At 56.4% G+C, this 20,047-nt stretch carries 11 protein-coding genes and 1 pseudogene; 6 read left to right on the forward strand and 6 right to left on the reverse strand.

All coding sequences use genetic code 11. The features are described 5' to 3' along the window. Positions 1-25: 25 nt before the first annotated feature. From C7G42_RS34795 to C7G42_RS34805, 5 genes are all read right to left on the reverse strand, one after another. Entirely contained in the window at positions 26-1,492 is a 1,467-nt protein-coding gene (locus C7G42_RS34795) for a DUF5677 domain-containing protein (protein ID WP_147250253.1), read from the reverse strand. Positions 1,493-1,624: 132 nt separating this feature from the next. Continuing rightward, positions 1,625-3,400: a hypothetical protein gene (locus C7G42_RS14710; RefSeq protein WP_147250254.1), complete on the reverse strand. Its 1,776-nt coding sequence runs from the start codon at positions 3,398-3,400 to the stop codon at positions 1,625-1,627. 924 nt (positions 3,401-4,324) lie between these two features. Beyond that, the gene (locus C7G42_RS34800; protein ID WP_147250255.1) at positions 4,325-4,762 is read right to left on the reverse strand and encodes a hypothetical protein; all 438 of its coding nucleotides are present in this window, start codon (positions 4,760-4,762) and stop codon (positions 4,325-4,327) included. Further along, the gene (locus C7G42_RS14720; protein WP_106949632.1) at positions 4,752-6,029 is read right to left on the reverse strand and encodes an AAA family ATPase; all 1,278 of its coding nucleotides are present in this window, start codon (positions 6,027-6,029) and stop codon (positions 4,752-4,754) included. The genes C7G42_RS34800 and C7G42_RS14720 overlap by 11 nt, the downstream gene beginning before the upstream one ends. 986 nt (positions 6,030-7,015) lie before the next feature. Continuing rightward, entirely contained in the window at positions 7,016-7,330 is a 315-nt protein-coding gene (locus tag C7G42_RS34805) for a type 2 periplasmic-binding domain-containing protein (protein WP_147250256.1), read from the reverse strand. A gap of 164 nt (positions 7,331-7,494) precedes the next feature. Here C7G42_RS34805 and C7G42_RS14730 point away from each other — a divergent pair, with 164 nt between their 5' ends. Next, positions 7,495-7,998 (forward strand): FAD-dependent monooxygenase, encoded by a 504-nt coding sequence (locus C7G42_RS14730; protein WP_245427729.1) that lies wholly within the window; start codon positions 7,495-7,497, stop codon positions 7,996-7,998. A 159-nt stretch (positions 7,999-8,157) separates the two neighbouring features. Then, on the forward strand, positions 8,158-9,621 hold the full coding sequence (locus tag C7G42_RS14735; protein ID WP_106949634.1) for a DNA sulfur modification protein DndB: 1,464 nt from the start codon (positions 8,158-8,160) through the stop codon (positions 9,619-9,621). A 108-nt stretch (positions 9,622-9,729) separates the two neighbouring features. Here C7G42_RS14735 and tnpC read toward each other — a convergent pair. Beyond that, positions 9,730-11,250 (reverse strand): annotated as a pseudogene (gene tnpC, locus C7G42_RS14740) (IS66 family transposase). 762 nt (positions 11,251-12,012) lie between these two features. Here tnpC and C7G42_RS14745 point away from each other — a divergent pair. The 4 genes from C7G42_RS14745 to C7G42_RS14760 all read left to right on the forward strand — a co-directional run bounded on the left by C7G42_RS14745 (position 12,013) and on the right by C7G42_RS14760 (position 20,045). Further along, entirely contained in the window at positions 12,013-13,200 is a 1,188-nt protein-coding gene (locus C7G42_RS14745; RefSeq protein ID WP_106949635.1) for a hypothetical protein, read from the forward strand. Positions 13,201-13,548: 348 nt separating this feature from the next. Continuing rightward, positions 13,549-15,894, forward strand: a complete 2,346-nt coding sequence (locus tag C7G42_RS14750; protein ID WP_106949636.1) for a DEAD/DEAH box helicase — start codon at positions 13,549-13,551, stop codon at positions 15,892-15,894. Next, positions 15,895-16,785 (forward strand): hypothetical protein, encoded by an 891-nt coding sequence (locus tag C7G42_RS34810; RefSeq protein ID WP_143842371.1) that lies wholly within the window; start codon positions 15,895-15,897, stop codon positions 16,783-16,785. It begins immediately after the preceding gene. Further along, entirely contained in the window at positions 16,782-20,045 is a 3,264-nt protein-coding gene (locus C7G42_RS14760) for a hypothetical protein (protein ID WP_143842372.1), read from the forward strand. Before C7G42_RS34810 ends, C7G42_RS14760 begins: the two co-directional genes overlap by 4 nt. Positions 20,046-20,047: the final 2 nt, after the last annotated feature.

Consider the following 20,047-nt stretch of genomic DNA (forward strand, 5'->3'; position numbering starts at 1 on the left):
GGGCATGCAAGGTTCGCGCTCCGTCTTACGGCTCGTTCCGCCTTAGGCGAGGTTTAAAAGGCGGGTACATGTGGGCTAATTTATCGACGGAAAGGTTGCCAATTTTTATCAGGTCCGGCACGGCATCGTCGATTAGCAGGCGCGGAGGAAGCGGGATGCGATGGAATCTGTGCAACGGGTTCAAGCAGAGCCCAAATCCGGAATGACTGATGGCCGACCAATTTCCATGAACGTACCCGGACAATGCGTCATAATATCTATCATAGAAGGCCTTCTCGCCTGCTTCTTGGGCCATGCTTCGCAGGTTCTTGTCAGCCCAAGCACCTAGCTTAATGTCTTGAAATTCCATCCAAGCATCTTGATTGGCGAGCTCTTCGAGCAATTCGGTGCTGATGAATGAGGGCACCTCGTCTTGGTCAATTCGCTTCAAAAATGCGAGCTTGGATTGACCCGCTCCATAGTTTCGATATTGCAACCAAACCGTCTCGCTATCGTGGTGCACGAGGTACGCTAAAGTAATATAGCACTCGACCGCCGATCGGAGCGCAATTCGTCCCGGCAACGCTTGCCCAACGGTCGATTTCAGACAAAAGAAAAGGAGCTGCAAGATATAGCAAACCAGCCCAAAGCAAGCGTCATGCTTCGCGTCGATGCCAGTTTGCTCAATCGTCATTAGGAAGTGATCAACCACGGCCTCGTACAGGCTTTTGACCTGTTCAAAGAATGCGCGATGGTCCGCTCGCGTGGCCTCATCATCTGGGTTGGCCATCAAACAGTCCGTACTATCCCAGCACTCTGACCAAAATTCGTCCATCCATGACGTTCGCTTTTCATCTCCGACGCCGGGGCGAAGGCTCATCTCGAGCGCGCGTATCGACGGCCGAACAGATTTCATATCTCCCCGATTGGGATACTCATCGTATTCTCTCGCCCTTTCAGACATCGCAACTGGCATATGGAGCTTTCCCAATGCCGCAACCGTGGTGATCTTCAGCCATCTACAATCTGTTGCTTCCTGCGACTGATGATCGAACGTTCGGGCTACGGTTTCGGCCAAGCGGCTCCACGAAGCGACGTCGGGTGCTGGCAACAGCGTCTCCCAGTGCTTTCTGTCGGGCAGACTTGGAAGCAACAGAAGTGGCGATAAGGCCGTCGCGAAATCTGAGTTCGCGCATTCATCTGCAAAGAGCGCATTAAAAACAGGTTGTTCTAACTCGGCCAGCCGAGAGTGTTCTAGACGTCGAGTGTCTAAGGCGCTCTTATTCTGCCGAACGTTTACTAGTATCCTACGAAAGCTACTCAGGGCGTTCTCTCGCGATAGCCCGGTAATTGCCAACAACGACCAAAGCACTTCTGGAATGGCATCATTGATCCAGGAGGAAAACTGCATGTTCAAGCCACTCATCGGGCTCGCGATGACCTTCCCTTTTCGTTTCAAGCTGCTCAAAGGGGTGGTACGAACATTTACAGCGTTCACTTTAGACTTGGACATTGCCCTCTTTCTCGTCGTTCTTCATTCTTCGTACTTTAGCCGTAAGATCAGCCTACGGATTCTCAGGGCTTGTGCCGGTTGGGATGGCACGGGTTGCTCAAATGGATCGATTGTGGGCTGACGGGTCCACATTCAGCGAATGGTCGCAGAGCGGAGCGCCATCCGAATATCCTCGAGGGCTACCGCAGCGTTGCTGATCATCGCCTTTCCCTGTTCAATCAAGCCCAGAGCCCTATCGACACCCGCCATTGAATAGGCTGTAGCGATTTCAGTAGGTGGTAGATGAGCGTCGCCGAGACGAAGCTCGTAGACGCCAACTAGGGTGGTCAGGAGCTTCCGGGCTTGCTCTTTGGAGACGATTTTCCCAAGCCCCCATTCAAGCGTCTTCAGAGACCCCAGTCTTTCGCCCGGTTTGCCAAAAGCCTGATGAAGCGCGCTTAGGTCGAGCCGATCCGCTGTCAAACGGGCTATGTCTTTGGCCAACGCTAAGAGGCCCTGCTCATCAACAGCCCGGAATCTGTGAACTCTATCTGCAATAGCCTCGGCAGAATCATGATGATGGAAGATGGGATTGCCAAACTGCTGACTAAAATCTTCGTCAAGATCAGCCATCGTCGCAATCAATCGAGATTCGGGAGCAATGGTGTTTGCCGGCCGAGCGCGCATTTGTGACGCCAACAACTCGGCCGAAACGCCACCGTCCGGCGAAGCATTTTGTCCTGCCCAAATCCGTTGTTGCCATTGCGGAAGTCGGGCAACATCGTAGGCATATACGTTGACCGACCCGAGTTGATTGACACCAAAATGTACGCGGTAGTCCGGTGAGCACCACACTGAGCCCGTGTCCTCAGTATACCATTCCAAGCCCGAGGCGCGCAGGCTGGTCAGTTCGGCGACGACGCGAGGATTGAACCATAGGTACCGACCAACGTCTTCATAGTTCAGCTTCTTAGAGGGCAAGCGTCCTCCACCGCCGTCTACGATAAAGTCTAGGTCGGTCTCGGGATCGTCTCCACGAACCCGAATGCTGCGAGGGGCGGGCTCTATCCACTCCTCTCGCCATAGCTCGCCCATGACCCGTACCGCCGCCTCACCCTTCCTCTCGAACGAATATGAGCGGCTGCCTGTATTGTCGTCGGTCTCCCGAGGAAAGATAGGCACCTCCTCTCCCTCGTCGACGTCCGTGCGCCACACCTCAAACACGCCGACGGTGCCGAGACGATCACCATCCAGTCCCGTCTCGAAGGCGCGGGCCTCAAACCGGTCATGCGGATGGCTTTCAGTGAGCCCTGACTTTAGCCAAGTGAGATAAGAAGCGTCCTGCAATACGGCGCTCCGCTGCCTATACACGGCGAGACGCAGGGAGAGCCTCCGCGCCGCCAAATAGTCGCGGAGAAAATCGCTTCTAATCAAATATCCAACCATCCGGCCATCGGGATCGTGTTGCTCTCGCACAACCTCAACGTATCCCTCTTCAGGTCTGATCCAGGTTGTATCCTCCCGTATCAGCCCGAGTGCCATGACTAGATCTTGGCTAAGATGTAAAATCGGATCGTGACCGCCGCCCACGTGCTGCGCGAAGACAAAGCTTACGCCGAGGTCTTGCTGATCGTTATACTGATAGACTTCGCAGGGCTTGTAACTTTCCTTGAAGGCGTAGGGCCCACCACTGAAGCTTATCCCAATGTCCATCCAACCGAGTTCTTCGGCATTTGCTCTGGCCGCATCTGGAAACGCTACCGAGTTTGCAAAATACAAGTCTTCACCGGAGATGATTCCCGCCTCCGGCCCAGCTGGAAAGGGAAGTGGCGCTGTGTAAGCCAATCGAAGCGGTATCCACACCGCATTCGAGACGCGGCGGCGCCGGATATCTCGCATCTCAAACCATTCTTGTGGCGGAATGTTCATAGCGGCTCGATGAAGGTTGGCCTCGCGTCGAGGCTCTTAAGCGGTCAGTACTGCACAGGGGCCATCGAAGGAGTTGGTCGAGCGACTACATGCTGCTGTACGGCTGTCGCCTGATTCTCGCTTAAGGATATCTGGGGACACAAATGCACGCGAGCCATGCAAAATGGGAATCCCCGTGTTTCTCAAACCGCTCTGTATAAAATCTAAATGGTCGAAAAGCCTGGTTACGGGCGACGACGCGAACTGGAGGCGGCGAGCGGTGCAGTGGGGTGGGAACTGCACGGCGCTTCAAACTACTGCTAAACTGAGGTTTTTCCGCTCGACTTTGTGCCCCTTTGTATCATGCCTTTGTACTCTTTGAACACCGACTGGCGCTTCCAAGCACTAACGCTCAATATGATCCTTGCTCCCTGACGCTCTTCCTCACCTGCGAGGAGAGCAACTAATACTCGAATGGCGATGCCGCTTTGCCGGCAGAAGTATAGCGGCGCCCTTTTCGGGCCCGCCGCCTTCGTGAGTCCGCTCTCAGGACAGGCTCTCCATTAACCTGACGCCGCATGTTCGACCGTCATGTGGAGAAGACTGAAATTCCTCGCGCGACATCGAAATAGCGTCGAGATGGCGGTGCTCACGTTGAAAAACCGCTACCCGCGCCCAAACCATAGTAGCCGCCCCCTCGCTTGGAACTTTCGTTCAAAGCTAATCAGCGCCCGCCCTCAGGAGCATAGCAGCGTCTGGAGTACTCCGCTCACTCCCGCTTTGCAGGCGCACATGGGACTAGATTATCCCTTCGGATTGCTAGTTTCCCGACGTCTCTGCAAGGCGAAAAGCCTGTCTTGAACGGCACATCGAAGATTGGTGAGCAAAGGCAATTCTGGGCGTAGCACGCACACGGCAGGCCACCAGTACCTTCCCCCACAACGATCACGGCCCATCAAAGCTTTGAACGTTCTCGAACACGAATTCTCTCTTGCTCGAAACAACATGGAGCGGCCCGCGAAAGGTGCGCGCGAACTCCCTGACGTGCCGCTGAATAGAAGTCGAATGCCTCGGGTGTTGGCGCGCAACTACAAGTCCGGCGATCCGCTTAGTCTCAGGATTTTTGTCTTTCCAGAACTTGGCGGTCGCACGCACCTGCTCGACGCCGTGCGGCACATCCTTTCCCTTCAGTTCGACCACAACAACGCCTTGGTCTTGCTTTTCGATGACGAAATCAGCGGCAGTTTCATTATGACAAAGACAGCCGTCTACCTTGGTGACCCAAAACCACCTTCGTTCATCGTTCCGGAATGAAGCCTTGGCCCTGTTTTCTCCCACTACAATTTTTGAGACACGCATCTTTTCAGTGCATTCACTTGTCATCGGAAAGTTCAATCTCCACTAGCTGCGAAAATTCGCGCGCAAGATGTCCCGAAACTTCATCCAAATAGTCGCCATCGAGCAGCCCTTCTTCGTCGGTTATCCGACGTAAGCGCCTCCCTACGATGGCATACGCGACCGTTGATGACCGTCTCAGCCAACTTCTCGGATTTACCACGGCGGCAATACGTGCCAGCTGCTCTGGCTTGTCCTGCGCCAATGCGGTCGCCTTTAGTAGTATGTTTATTTGGCTCAACACATACGGACTGTGCGTTGTGACCACCATCTTAGTCTCCGACTCTGAAATGACGCTGGCCAAGAACTCAACGATTTGGCTTTGCGCCGTCGGGAAGAGATGCGCCTCAGGCTCTTCAATATAAACGATGTTCTTCTCGCCCGCTTCCTGGGAGTACTCAAGAGAGAGCCAAAGGGGCAAGAGCTCTTGCTGGCCCGAGGAGAGTGAAGCGAAAGGTATCTTTCGTCCATCGTCCGACTCGACGTATTCTTGCTCGCTCTTGAAAGTGATGTTGCCACCGAACAACTTCTTCATCATCTCGTTTCGGTTGCGCTGCGTAGCCTCATCTGGAGGCCGCGCTCGCGCAAATCTCCCGCGCCGATGGTCACGTATCGCCGCGAAAAACCGCCCGAACTTGACAGTCAAAGGGTCCAGCATGCCGCTATACTCGAATGCGGCGATTGCCTTACCCACGCTTGTGAAGAAAGAACGTCCTGCTGGCACGAACAATTGCCAGCCAACGTATTCTTTTCCAAGCTCTTGTTCTAACGCCTTGGTTGCTGCCTCACGCACTCTCCAAAAATCATCGAGGATCGCTGGAGATCTATTTCGATTTGACCGTGCGCTGCGGCGCTCCTGGTAGGATTTTAGCGTAGCAGCGTATTGGCGCTCGAACCACGGTGAAAAGACGACACGGACGCTTTCCGTATCCATGCTTTTCTTGCGCCCGCCAACTCTCGTCACCTTTACAAAGAAGGCCCCCGCTGTGAATGAGATTTCGAACTTCTTCCCTCCCCAAGCACTCGGCGGAAACCACTTCTTGAAATCGGCAGACAGCGTCATTCGAAAACTTTCGAGGTCCTCCTCATCTTCCAGGGCCCGAAACTGCCTGTCTAAGATGTCGTAGAAGAAATAGACCAGCTTCGTGATAACACTCTTGCCGGTTGCTTGCGGCCCAATCAGGATAGTCAATTGCGAGAGATGCAGCTCTGCCTCATCAACGCAGGAGAAGTCTTTTATTCTCAGTGTTGTCATTTGGCTTCCGAAAACCCGCGAGTTCAAATTCAGCTCGAATCAACACAGACCCTACTGCAACAATAGATCTGGACACCATGCTGTTGCGCCACGAAGCGAGCGGGCGTCGTTGGCCGTTTGCGGAGTCGCTTCCTACTCAATCAACACCAATCAACCCCCCGCTCGCTGGTATGTCTGTGGCTGATAGCTGCGCTTTCGAACGTGCACCATATCAACTTTAGGGTTAGCGGAGATCATGCTGTGCAGAGTGCACGCGCGACGCCCTCGTCATCCTGCCTGCCTCCAAAGACGCGCAGTTATACAAACGTGAAATCGCAGGGGATCCTCATATGCCGGCTTACGCCGCTGATCTGCTTGGCTTGATCCTGCAGCTTAGCATCGTGCTTCCCCGGTCGCTTCGTGCAGAAATGTGCGTTTTTCTGGCGGGGCAGTATCTAATTCTGAAGGAATGGCCTCTCGGAGTGTGCGGAAGCAAGCACAAATGTGGGCGCCCAGTTGCGCTGAGACCATCATTGGACAGAAGCAGGGCTGTCTTGCGCTTCGACCACAGGCTGTAGAGCTAGATTCAGCGCTTCATGCTTGAGCGAGACGGATTCAAACCGCCCCACAGCCAAGCCGTTGATTTTCTGAGAAATGCCGTACTAGACCGATTTTGCGGGTTCAAAGATTCGGAGAAAATTCGGTTCTCCGGCTTCATTCAGGCCGTTGTTCTACAACCGCTGGGAGTTCTCCGCCCGCGAAAAAGCAGGAAAACGGCCGAGTCTCTGGCCTGTCTGCAGCTCCAAGTACGAGATCGTTTTTGCCGGGTGGCGGAGGGAGAGAATCTCGAAAGAAACTTGCTCGACTGCTGGGCCAGGATCTCTCGCAGACCGAGCCGAAAACCCCGAAAACCTACTCGCGCAGCTTTTGGGGCAGCTCGATAGCCCTCGGGTGGAATTGGGCCTAGCTCGAACTAACCCTTTCGGCGAAGCGCATTCTGCAGGAAATCAATGAACACACCGACACGTGGAGGCAGGGTTCGCCCAACCGGATAAACGATCGATATCGACCTCGTCCACAACCCATTCAGGCAGAACCTCGACCAGCGACCCGTTGGCCAATTCATCCTGGGCCAGGATACGGGGGACCTGCCCGATCCCTGCACCCGCATCGGCCGAAAGCTTGATAACTGCAGGGTCGATCGACAGCAGTCGTGGCGCTGCCGTGACCATGCGCAGCGTCTTTCCGCGGGGCAGTGTGACGGCGGAGGCGGAACGCGGGTTTCCTATGAAAAGCCTCGCATTCAGTGGCGGCTTGGCCATGTTCGGCCAGATAGCCCGGGCTAGCGCACAGCGCGAGCGGATTGCCCATCAGGCTACGTGCGACATCCTATCTGGCGAAGGCCCGATCCGCATGGCCAGATCATAGCCCTGCTCAACCAGATCGACATCCTGCGAGGGTGCCCAGGAAGCATCCAGTCAACTCGGTGCCGCCAAGTCGACGACCGAGCAGCCAACCTTGGAGGAGATCGCTACCCACAGACCTGACGGGCTCCGCCTACGAACTCACGGATCCGATCTTCCTTGCTCGCTACCAGACCTCGCACCTCTATGCGAACCGGTTTTCACAAGGACGCGCCTTCATCGCGGGCGACGCGGCACATGTTCACGTGCCCATAGGCGGCCAGAGCATGAGCACGGGCATACAGGGCGCCTTCAATAGTGGCCGGAAGCTTGCTGGGCGTGGCCAAGGCGAGAATGGCTGCCGCCATGCTGCAAACCTACCACGACGAGCGGCGCCGATGGCAGAAGGCCTGATCCGCGGCACCGACTTCGCTTATCCTGGCGCCCAGCGAGGTACGCCAGCATGCCGATCGGTTGTTTGGGCCCCACAATGCGCGTCAAGACCGGACGTCCGAAATGTGCCGGAGAAGTTTGCTCGCGGGGAACCGAGCACGCGAGCAGAAGCACAGCAAGAAACGTACAATTAGACGAAAATACCAGATTGACAACGCGTGATCGCACGTTTTATACCAAGATCACACGTCGGATGAGCCGATGTTGAGGGGCCCGCAAGGGCCCCTCGCTTCTTACCTGCAGTTGGTACGACCTAGGAAATCAGCCGACTGCGAAATTTGAGGATAACTCCAATGGGAACCCTTATCAAGACCGTGCTCCTCGGCAAGCAAGCCGGGAAGGTGGTATTTACTGGCTCCATGCCGGCCAGCGAGCACGTGAATCTGCTTCGCGCTAAGGAGATGATTGTTAACCCCAACGCGCAGCGCTCGCTGGGGAAGGCCGGTCCGGGCAAGGAAACGACCTCGGACCTGATCGACAACGACAAGATCCTCAAGACGGATCGCGCGGTGAACTTCATCAAGTTCGTCAACCGCGTGATGGACAACGTTGATAGGGCGGTCGTGAACGAAGGCTTCTTCGGTTCGGTGTCGTTCGTCCTACCGGCGTCCTTCACCAAGGCCAAGTTCGACATGAAATTGGCGGAAGACACCGTCGTCGGGACGCTCACGGCCAAGGCTGACATGGGCGAAAGCTTCATCAACATCGCTGACGGCCAAGGGCGCATCGTCGGCTTCCACGCGATGGAACGCGAACTTGTGCTCAAGATCAATCGCCTGAAGGAAGCGATCAAGCGTATCGAGAAGAAGGCGCAATCGGCTGCGGAGGAGAAGAATGAGTTGGCTGAAGCTGAGGCTGCGCTCGCACGGGTGCGTCACTTCCTGTCCCACAATGATCTGCCGTTCGTCCTCTATGCCCACAAGGTTGAGACCAACGGCACGGTGGTGGGATTGAACGAGGACGCCGAGAAGCGTTGTTACATTGAGGGCAATGCGCTCAACTCGCAGGCTAGCAAAGAAGACGTGATCAAGTACGAGCAGTTCTCGCCCATCATTGTCGACCTTCACGCATTCCGCGACGATCTGGACTGGATGTCCGCCGACATGATCGAGGAAGACAGCAAGTCCATCGGGTCCACCAGCCCCAAGATCTTCACGCTCTCGGCCCTCGTTCAGGCCTATAGCTGGGGTATCGTCAACGACAACAAGCCACTGAAGAATCTTGATCTTCAGTTGCGCGAGACGGTGGAAAAGCGCAAGGGCTTCTGCCATGCCTTCTGGCGCAAGGTCACCGACCTCTTCGAACCAATCTGGACGGATTCGGTCGACGGCGAACTCAGTGACCGCATCGATTACCTCAAGAAGTCGCGCCAGAACGAGAAGAACGTCCTCTTTCAGGCGATCTTCCTCCAGGCCCTGGGGCGCCTCTGTTACGTCATGGGCAAACAGGCGGGATGGGATGAGGAATCCCCCCTCCTCATGAAGCTCAATCAGTTGAGCCCGTCGTTGGTCGACTATCGTGCTGCGAAGAAGCACCATTTCGACGCCGACGGCGAATTGGTGGTCGACGAGTGGAACGAGGAATGGCGCAACGCCATGATGAAGCAGTCGGTCGATAAGACCACCGGCGAGGTGAAGGGGTATTCCTTCAACAACGCCACGGAGAACATCAGCGCGACGCGGCATCTGCTGTCCAAGAAGATCGGCCTTTCGGACGTCGAGGTCCCTGACCAAGCAGATCTGGCCGAGGCTGCTTAAGCGCGCACATACACACCATGCTGCACCCCCGCCCCAGTGGCGGGGGTTTTTGTATCCGCACAAAATAGTTTATTCGTAAGCATTCGGTGAGAACCGCGGCAGGACCACTCAGGCGGCCTGATCGACGCGCCGCCAATTCCACGGAAGGAGTTCGTCGAGCCGGTGGGCGGGATGCTCTGCGATGCGGTCCAGAACGTCAGTCAGCCAGGCTTGCAGGTCGATGTCATTCATCTTGGCGGTGACGATCAGGCTGTACATCAGCGCGGCGCGGTCGCCGCCGCGGTCGGAGCCGCAGAACAGCGAGGACTTCCTACCGAGCGCGCGATGCCGCGCAGCGCCCTCTGCCGGTTGTTGGATAGACAGATACGGCCGTCGTCGAGGAAGCGGGTGAACGCGCTCAACGCTTGAGCATGTAATCCATCGCCTTGGCGACGTCGTTGCCGGTGGACCCAGCAAGCGGCTTCCAGGATTGGACCCACATTGCGGCCGGCCTCGTAAAGTCTGCCATAGCCGCCATAGGCGTCGGCTTGGAAGATCCCGCTGTAGCTCGCCAGATGCGGCTGCGGATGCTCTCCAGCGCGATCGCGCGAGTAGTAGAACACAGCCCCGGGCGGCGCCTGTCCGCCGAACGGCTTGTCGTCCCGGACATAGCCCCAGATCCGGCCAGTCGAGGTCTTGCCCTTGGCTAGAACCGGCACCGTGGTGTCGACGCCGTGCAAGCGGTCGGCGGCGAGCACATGGACTTCGAGGCGATTGAACAGCGGCATCAGCGCGAGCGTGCAACCGCCGACCTGGCCGGCAAGCGTCGACAGGCTGACCGGCACACCTTCCCGGGCTTAGCGCTCGGCATGCCGGTTCAGCGGCCGGTGCTGGCCGAACTTCTCGAACAGCACCATCGCCCGGAAGCTCGGGCCGGCCAGCCGCGGGCGATGACGTGGAACGGCGGCGGCGCCTGGCTAATCTTCTCGCAGTCACGGCAGGTGAACCTCTCCCGGACGTGCTGGACCACCTTCCAGGATTTCGGGATCACCTCCAGTGTCTCGGTGATGTCCTTGCCGAGCTTGGCAGCCGCGAACCGCTGCACCAGGCGCATCAGGTCGGCCCGGATACGATCACGCGCTCGCGGGGCAGATGATCCGGCAATGGTTTGCGGGATGGGCGCTGGCGGGTGAACGACGCCACGGTCGTGGTGTTCGTGATCCTGGCCGCGGCCATCTCGGCAGCCAATACGTCCTCAGTCGCTGAGGCCTCGAGTTCCTCTAGCGTCAGTTCGAGTTGATCCAGCGGCCTTGCGGTACGTTCCGAGCGAGGGCCATGACGATCACGGTTTAGCTTTTTGATCTGCTGCTTCAGGTGGGCGATCAACGCATGGTCGTCAGACTGTTGGGCGCGAACGATTGCGAATTCGGCGCGCGTTGCCAGCAACGCCGCCTGCAGCGCCTCAACATCTTCCGGCAGCGTCTCGGGACCGTCACTACCCGCAGCGAACAACCGCCGCCACGTCAGCAGCAACGACCGCGATATCCCGTGCCGCCGCGCCGTCGACGAAATCGCCCGCGGCGCGTGCACGCCTTCCAGCACGATCTTCAGTTTCTCGTCGCGAATGATCTCATCAATCAACTGCAGCATGGCCTGTCTACAGAGGCGCTCAAATCCGCTGTCCAACTTACCGAACAACTTAAACCTTCTGCCGGCTGAGTCGACCAGTAGAATAGGATGTATAGACTCATTCTACGATACCGGAGGCCACTCGATAGAGAACGATCGCCGTCAGATGTCGCTAGGCTTCATCGATCAGCTCAATACGGAATCTATTGAAACGAACACCCAGGCGTCGCACCATCACACCTTCGTCGTATGGTTTAAAAAATTCTGGACAGACCCACTCGCTTTCAATCATACGTTGGCAACACGAATTGGAGGCAACTCGCTTCTCCAGCTATGAGTAGGCAATGCCGGAACCAAGTTCCTTAGGTCGTCAAATTGAAACCGCGTTGAGTTCCGTCTACGCAACCGACAAAGCAGGACACAGCCAGTATGTTCTGCGATACCGAACGCCAACGAGAATCCCCTTCGCAATTAATAGAACACCACAAAGCGCGACGAGGTTTTGGTTTCCGGCGATTGATCGCCTAAGGGTGGCGTTGGAGCAAAAGGGTTTTGCATGCCATCAAAGCGAGCCTCGATCTGACTCGCAGCATGGTACGGGCCGAAATAGCAATCTCGATGTAATTCCCGAGTTCAAAGGAAAGTCGGTCCTGTGGACGAGTGTCAAGACGGCAAGTCAAGCAATCGAGGCAGCGTCCTGCCTTCGATAATTGCGCCGCATCTCGATTAACTGATGCGTTGTTATGACATAAATCGGCCATTGACCGACCAACGCCACTCGGAATGACCAAAACCAGGGAATTCACCCGCCAAGAACTTTACGACCTCGTCTGGACAACCCCTCTCGTGAAACTCGCCAAGGAGTTTGGGCTGTCCGACGTCGGCTTGCGAAAAACCTGTGTCCGCCATCAGGTACCCACTCCGCCGCTCGGCTATTGGGCCAAGCTCAGTTTTGGCAAGCCGGCTAAAAAGACGCCTCTGTTGCCGCCCAGTCCGGGCGTGTCCGACCGCGTCCTCGTCTCTGTATTTGTGCGTCCGGTTCCCCCTAAGGAAGTCATAGAGGCTGCCGCAAGGGCTCACGAGCGGATATCGACCCCCATTGTTGTGCCGGACGAGAGCCCCACCCGCCTGCACCCGACTGCCAAAGCGCTCAGGCAGGCACTCCGTTCGGCAAGGCCAGATGATGAGGGTTTTCTGCGGGTTGGTGGCCCGGGCCTTCTGGTCGCCTCCCTAGGGGCGGTCAACCGCGAACGGGCCTGGCTAATTGTCGATACGCTGCTAAAGGCCGTGGAAGCTGCTGGCCAGCAGATTAAGGCGACCGACACCGGGCTTGTTGCGATCGTTGATGGCGAAACCCTGTCACTGCGGCTTGGCGAGACAAAGGAGAAGACAGCACATCAGCCGACCCTGGCCGAACTCAAGGCTAAGGCAAACTGGGAAGAACAACACCGCAAATGGCCGTCACTGTATAATCTCGACCGACGGCATTGGCGCAACTGGGACTATCAACCCTCCGGTCGGTTGTCGCTGACCCTGACGGACCCGCTTAGAACGCAATGGCAGGACGACTACGTGCTGGCTCGGTGGAGCGACAGAAAGGCGAGCAAACTCGAGGCCCACCTGGAGGACGTTCTGGTCGCGATGCTGACGGGCGCTGCAACGGCGCGACATAACCGGCTTGCCGCGGAAGCCGAAAAGCGCCGGAGAGAGGAAACTCACCAGGCTTACCTCAAAGAACAAGAACGACGGAGATACGAAGCTCAGCTTGATGCCTTCATTGAAGCCAAGGCGGATGAGTTGATCAGGCTGCAGAAGATTGTTGCGTTCAGAGACCATCTTTCGTGGGAGCCAGGCACCCCATGTTCGCCTGCGGAAGAGGGAATCCTTCGCGCCACAAACGACCTCATCAGCCGCCTACAACATGGCTTATCCGCTGAGGCGCTCAAACGAGCAGTCAAGCTGTATAACTAGCTCGGCTGGTCTGCGACCGTCGCCCGCGTATTGCGACGCAGCAAGCGTTGCGGGTGCTTTGCCTTGTGAGTAGGGCGCAAGAACGTTCGAATGGACATTTAGTCGGTCTTGTTTGCGATCGCAGGTTGTGACAGCCTGCAGGCGTCATCGGGAACAAATTGCCATTTCTGACTTCGGTGTGACGTTTCAATAATGCACTCACCTTTTCTGCTGGAGCGCGCTCCCGTCTACTGCCTTCGTAAATTAGGCTGAGTGCGCTTGAATAGTTTAAGCTGGCATATACGAGCGATTGACCGCTGCTACAGAGCCCTCAAAGCAGCAACCTCTTCGGCTGACCGGCTTGCGCTGATGCGCTCACTAGTGCGACTGCAACACGGCAGGCTCAGCCTCCGCGAGTCCGGAATAGAACTCACGTCTGACGAGGTTGGTCTTCTCGCCCGCTTCGGACTTGCGCTCACAGGCAACCATGATGCGCTTCGTCTAATACCAGACCAAGAGATTGTTGCAGGTCTGGAGCAGGCACTTGAACTGGACACCAGCAACAGAAGGGTCTTCGAGCCCGCCGTCGCCGACGCCGTTTTGTTGAGGCTGACGCCGCATATCAGGTACCAAAGCGAAGCCCAAAAGGCGGCGGTGCGAGCGCTCTTGACACAGCCGTCCGGCAGCGGACTCCTGGTCAGCATGCCGACCGGATCAGGTAAGAGCCTACTATTCCAATTGGCTGCCCTGTTCGAACGGCGTCGGGCCGCGGGGGCGTGTGTGCTCGTCATCACACCGACCATTGCGCTCGCACTCGACCACGCCCGCACACTTCGGAACTTTCCCGGACTTGAAGCAAGCCGGGCTCTCACGGGTGATACGCCGGTTCAGGAGAAGAATTTAATCATCGACGCGTTTAGACGCGGCGAGATTCCCATCCTTCTGCTCTCGCCTGAGAAGGCTCTCAGCTCAGAGTTATTGCCGCACCTCTGCGAGGCTGCTCGTCCAGACTCTGTGTTGTTCGGCCTCGATGCCAGGCTGACGCACTTATTCGTGGACGAGGCGCATATCATAGAAAGTTGGGGCCGAAGTTTCCGGCCAGACTTTCAGCGTCTTCCTGCATTGCTCGTTGAGCTCCGTAATGCCAATCCCAACATACGGACTGTCCTGCTTTCCGCAACAATTCCGCCAACGGCACGCGACGTGATCTGCAAGACCTGGAGGCTCAACGGCGAATGGCTCGAAGTGGACGCTAGGACGCCTCGCTATGAGCATGATGTCGTGGTAGCATCGTTTGATTGGCCCTCAGACCGAGACAAGGCTTTCGAGTACGTCCTGGACCGGATTCCGCGGCCAGCGATCGTTTATACGACACAGGTCGCACACGCGAACATGCTTTTCGCACGCCTGACCCAAGATCTTAGATATGCCCGCGTCGCAGTTTTTACCGGCGACACCCCACCCGCCGAACGTCAATCCATTATAGATGGCTGGGCTGCGGACAACTATGACGTAGTCGTAGCCACCTCGGCCTTCGGTCTAGGAATCGACAAGCAGGACGTTCGATCGGTCGTTCATGTCTGCTTGCCCGAAAGCGCGGCACGTTGGTACCAAGAGATCGGTCGCGCCGCACGGGATGGCGGGCAAGGCACCGCAATATGCTTATTCACAAAGGGAGTTCGCGACCGAGATAGCGATGTCTCCCAAGCATTCGGACTTGCGACAAGTGGCTGGCTCACGCGTGAACTCGCCGAAAGCCGCTGGTCTGCACTGGTCTTCGGGGCTACAGGCAAGCATTGGGAAGCAGGACACGAAATCATGTCCGTGAATCTCAATTCCTTGCGCGAAGGTCTCCCGCGTCAGCTCACAGACTATAACCGCGGCTGGAATATGGCTCTTCTCACCTTGATGCAACGCGCCGGCGTCATTCGAGTCCGAACCGTTTCGATCATTCGCGATCAACCCGGATCGACCTGGGATCTGGAGGTATTGGATCGAAGAATTGTCAGTACGACAGACCCCGTCGCCTGGGACCACGTCTTCGAAGTTCGCGAGGAGGAGAAAGCTGCAGCGAGAGAAACGCTGAAGCCATTTGTAGGCGCGATGCTAAATCCGCAGCGAGAATGCATTGCCCGTTCCGCCTTCGAACTTATAGAGCCCGAAGCAGCAGTCCCACCCTGCGGTCGCTGTCAAGCCTGCCGGACCATTGGGCATAGACCGCCGGGTATCCTGCCGTGCACTGGACTCGAGACCGCATGGCCTATTTCTCCTGATTGCGTCTCACCACTTCCCAAAGAGATCCTCATCATCGCACCGGACGACCCCGCATTAGGCCGGCATTTCCCGAAGCTCCTGACGCGACTATCACATGCCGGAGCTGAGCAATTCATCTTGTCGTCCGAATTGGCTCTGCAAGCCGCACGCACGCTCTGTGCTTGCTCGGAGTTCGGGTTGGTCCTAGAGGCTGAAAACATTGGGTCACAAACGAAATTCGCAGCTGTTCCCACAGCTGTCGTGCTTCCAGACGACCCGGCATTGGCAAGCTTTCTGATTGGCCGGCTCAATGAATTCCGCTCCATTTCGCCCAACATTCCGATTGTTGTTGTTGCGGAACCTCACCGGATGCTGGGCGGACGACGTCTGGATCAAACGCTATCAACGTCCGCGCCGATACACGAACAGATGCTCGACACTTTGACCAAAAGGCTGAATTGAATGAGTGTACTTGCCCGACCACAAGGCTCGCCCGAGAGAGTCTGGTCACTGGTCGCAGGTCTCGCTGCGCTGGGTGGACGCACAGACCGCACCACATTCGAATCTTTAATCAACCCCGGCTACAATAAGGCCGGCGTTATGACGAAGACCAAGGCAGAGTTGGCACGAGACACCCTCGGGGCAGCATCAAGTCTAGGATTGGTCGAATACAACAACGTTGAAGCTTTTCTTCGAGTAGACGTTGGGTCCGTCGATCAACTGGCTGATCATCTACATCATCACCTCACGCATTTGTCAGACGAGGACACCAACTCGGTTCTATTGGAAGCCTATTCTTGGGTGGCCGTGGAGAGTGATAGGCACGGAAACCTGAGCTGGATCTATGAACTGGACCGAAAAACATTTGCCGATCAAGCGAACTCTGCTCTCGTTGGCGAGGACGAGGATGGTCGCCCAATGAATGAAACAAAGCTTGCCCCATGGCGACGATGGCTCACCTTTATAGGACTGGAGATGCCACTCCCGCTTCCGGGAAATCCAAGCTTTCCGTCCCCCGTACGCCGCCTTTTGAAGGAAATTCGGCTTGCCGGATTGCCAATTGGCGAAGAGGTCGCAGGACAGGAATTTCTATCGATCATAGCAAATTGCGCTCCCTATCTCGATGGGGGCCGCCTCTTTCTTCAGGCTTGCGATAGAATGAGTCATTCGCTTAAGCCGAGCACTTTGTCTCCCGTACTAAGCGCTGCGCTGTGGGATCTGCACGACGATGGCGCGATCACATTGCGTCCGCGAGGCGACTCAACAAACGCAGTGAAACTGACTGGAGACGCCTCGCACAAGATACAGAACTTCAGCCTCGTCGTATTGAACGCGGAGGAGAAGGCCGCGTGAATAGCCCTGTTTCAGCCTGTTGGACTAGAGATCAAGCCAAGTCTGTTTTCGTCACTGAGGCACTCGAAGGGGGGGATGCAATCTTCCTCGCAACCCATACGCCCATTCAAGGTTTCGACAGGGGTGGTCGAGATGCAGGTGAGATCGATGGGGACAACGAGCATGCCATTCTTAAGGCTCTCGCGGACCCCAATCGCCGACACGCATTTTGTGTAGTCCAGGGCGAGCCTGGATCCGGCAAGTCGCATTTGGTGCGCTGGCTCTCCGTCAACTGGTCGGTCGACACTGATATTAAGCTTCTACTTCGGCGCGCCGACGGGAGCCTTGAAGGCGCTCTCCGTCAACTGAAGGACCGCTTGCCGGCCGAGTTCGGAAAGCTATTTGACAATATCGGTCAACGACAAAGGGCCAACTTGGGAGGACGAGCAAACGTGTTTGCGGCCACGCTCGCAGCAACTCTGGAGCCAACCCATTTTGAGAAACCAATAGGGGACGAGAAGTGGTGCGCGGATTTTGCGCCCGGCGATATCTTGGCCAATCCAGTCATTCGACGCACTTGGAAGGGCCCGTCCCGAATTCTTAATCTCCTGGAGGGCGCCGGAGGGGAGAGAAATAGCGCCACCGCATCATTTGACCTTTACGACATTGAGGACCTAGCCAATGCATGCGATCGACTCACGGCCGGCGCACTTAGCTATCGCTCTCAGCAACTGGTAAGCCGCCTGCAACGAGAAGCCGAAACAATCCAACGGTACCGGGAGCAGCAGTGGCGCGCCGATGAACTGGCCATTGAAGTGGCAACGTTTGTGCCAAATAGCGTTGCCCTGATCAAGGCTTTGAATGACCGCCGCAATGAGGCGATTCGAAATGTACTGGGCGTCTCGGCAGACAGCCTCAAGACACTCTTCCGCAGCGTCCGGGAGGCGTTGGGAGGTCGCGGTCAACGACTGGTCCTCCTATTGGAGGACATCACTAGTTGGGAGGGCCTTGATGACAGCCTACTCGATGTCCTTGTCGACAACGCCGAGGCGCATGGAGGAGACAGTCAAAAGGCGATCTGCCCGATCATCTCGATCGTTGGCGTCACTCCCGATTTCTATGACAAACTGCCAGGAAATATCCGGCAGCGCATCACCCACGAAATCAAGTTGGGAACAGCAAATGGCGGGCTTCAAGATGTGGCGACGCTCCGCGATCCTCGAAATCGACGAGTGTTTATGGCGCGCTACTTGGCTTCAGTCCGCGTTAGCCTGTCAGCTTTGGAACAGTGGCGCGACGAGTTTCGACGCAAACCTAGTTTGCCACCGCCCAACGCTTGTACGGGATGCGAGAGAAAGGAGCAGTGCTTTCAAGTGTTCGGAGACGAAGACGGCATCGGGCTATTCCCCTTTACCGCTCATGCCCTCGATCGCTTTTTCGATGGCTTGAAGGAAAATGATAACGGACAGACCTGGCGTACACCGCGAGGCATTCTCCAAGGAATCCTGAACGTCAATCTCAATCAACCGGAAGCGTTGAGTGAATCCCGCTTTCCTGATCCCCTGATCGAGCGAAGCGCAATACGGGAAGATCGGCGCTCGGACAGAGTAATTTCAAACCGATTGGACCGACTTATTGTAAACAGGATCGAGGATGCCGGCGAACAAGCTCGAATGCGTCGGTTTCTAGCGTATTGGGGAAACCCGGCTCGCGCCGATACAATTGAAGTGGACGGAGAGTTGGCTTTGGCCGGCGCAAAGCGTCGTCTCTTCGAAGCCTTTGCCTTACCCTGGATTGGCGATGAGACGGCAGACAATGGGAAAGCCGCCTACAAACCGCTCGACCCACCCAACGAGCAGCCCGCACCTGTTGTACCTGATGAACAAGAGGATGAAACGATCGAACCCAACATCGACTCCGGCCTCACTCGTAGTCCACAATTACCCGCGAGACCTCGTCCCTCCGTCGCCCCTCCGAAGCCGAGGCGCTTAACGAGTACTCGAACGGAACTCGAAAGACATCAGCACGAATTACGAAACTGGTCGAGCGGCGAAGGAATTGAGAATCCAAGTGCGTGGAACAAGATTTTGTTCGAACTACTCCAACATGTAGACTCGCGAAGGTTTGGCATTCAACCGTATCTGTTCGAACGACTCGTGACGCAGGATATGGTTAAGCTACAGGGTAGTACGGCGGGATCCCGGCAGTATCTCGTCGTCGACGCGGAGCCTTGGGTGAGGGACGGCCTCGAAGGCTATCTTTCGCTCAAACTTGATCGAGGTCTCTCGGCGCAAGAGGCAGATTTCCATCGTCGCAATCTATTAAGAATGATGCGGCGCTTCGAAAAGCTGATCGTCTCTTACATCGAGTCGCGTATTCCAACGTTCTCCCCTGGCGAGCGCTGGTCACCCATCGTCAGTATTGCACAGGTACTTGTGGTACGCGCCTGGCTACGGGGAACACTCGCACCTGAAGCATCAACTCTTGAACATCTAAGGGCAATCCTTAGCGATGAGCCGGACCCAACGAGTGACCCGAAGTCGAGGTCTGCACCGTGGCAAGACTGGCTTAGCACTACGGACAAATGGCATGATCGCCTCAGAAGTGAGCTCAGAGGCCTAGTCACTTTGTCAATTGGAGAGGGAAGTAGCGGGCTTATCGATGCGAGCGAAGTCATCGCCGCGATCGAACGCATTAGAGCGACAGGCAAGGTAGACGCAGTGCCTCAGGAAGAGGGCAACATGCCTGATATTTTGGAGCAGGCATACGAATTAACGTCCGCCTGGAAAGACAAGTGGGTCAACGTTTACAGGATTGAAGCATCAACACTAGAGGGACGGGTCAAGTCCTTGTTGTCGCGCTTGCGCGGCAACGGAATTGCTCAGCACATGACCCGACTTGATGCGGCGATTACGGCCGTTGCAGACCTATTGCCAGGGGCGGCGTCCGAAGCCGTGGGCAAGTGGAAGGAGACCTACTCCAGATTGAAGAATAGGCTAGAGACGGATGGACGGGCACTCGAAGAATTCATTGTAAGCTTTGAGGACGCCGAACTCGGCCTACCAGAGGGGGCGGCCAAGCGATTCGGTTGGATGGCGCGAGCTCCAGCCAAAGTTCTGTCCGATTTTCTTGAACTGGCCAATATCGGCGAGAAACTGATCGAAGATCTTTATGAGCACGTCAATGACTGTATTCGAGAGGCCAGCGGCACCGCATCTTTGTCAGATGTAAAACGCGCAGGCCTTGCTCTGAAGGCCGCGACGGGGGACGGAGACACCTAGGC

Source organism: Bradyrhizobium sp. MOS003 (assembly GCF_003020125.1).
GTDB lineage: Bacteria > Pseudomonadota > Alphaproteobacteria > Rhizobiales > Xanthobacteraceae > Bradyrhizobium.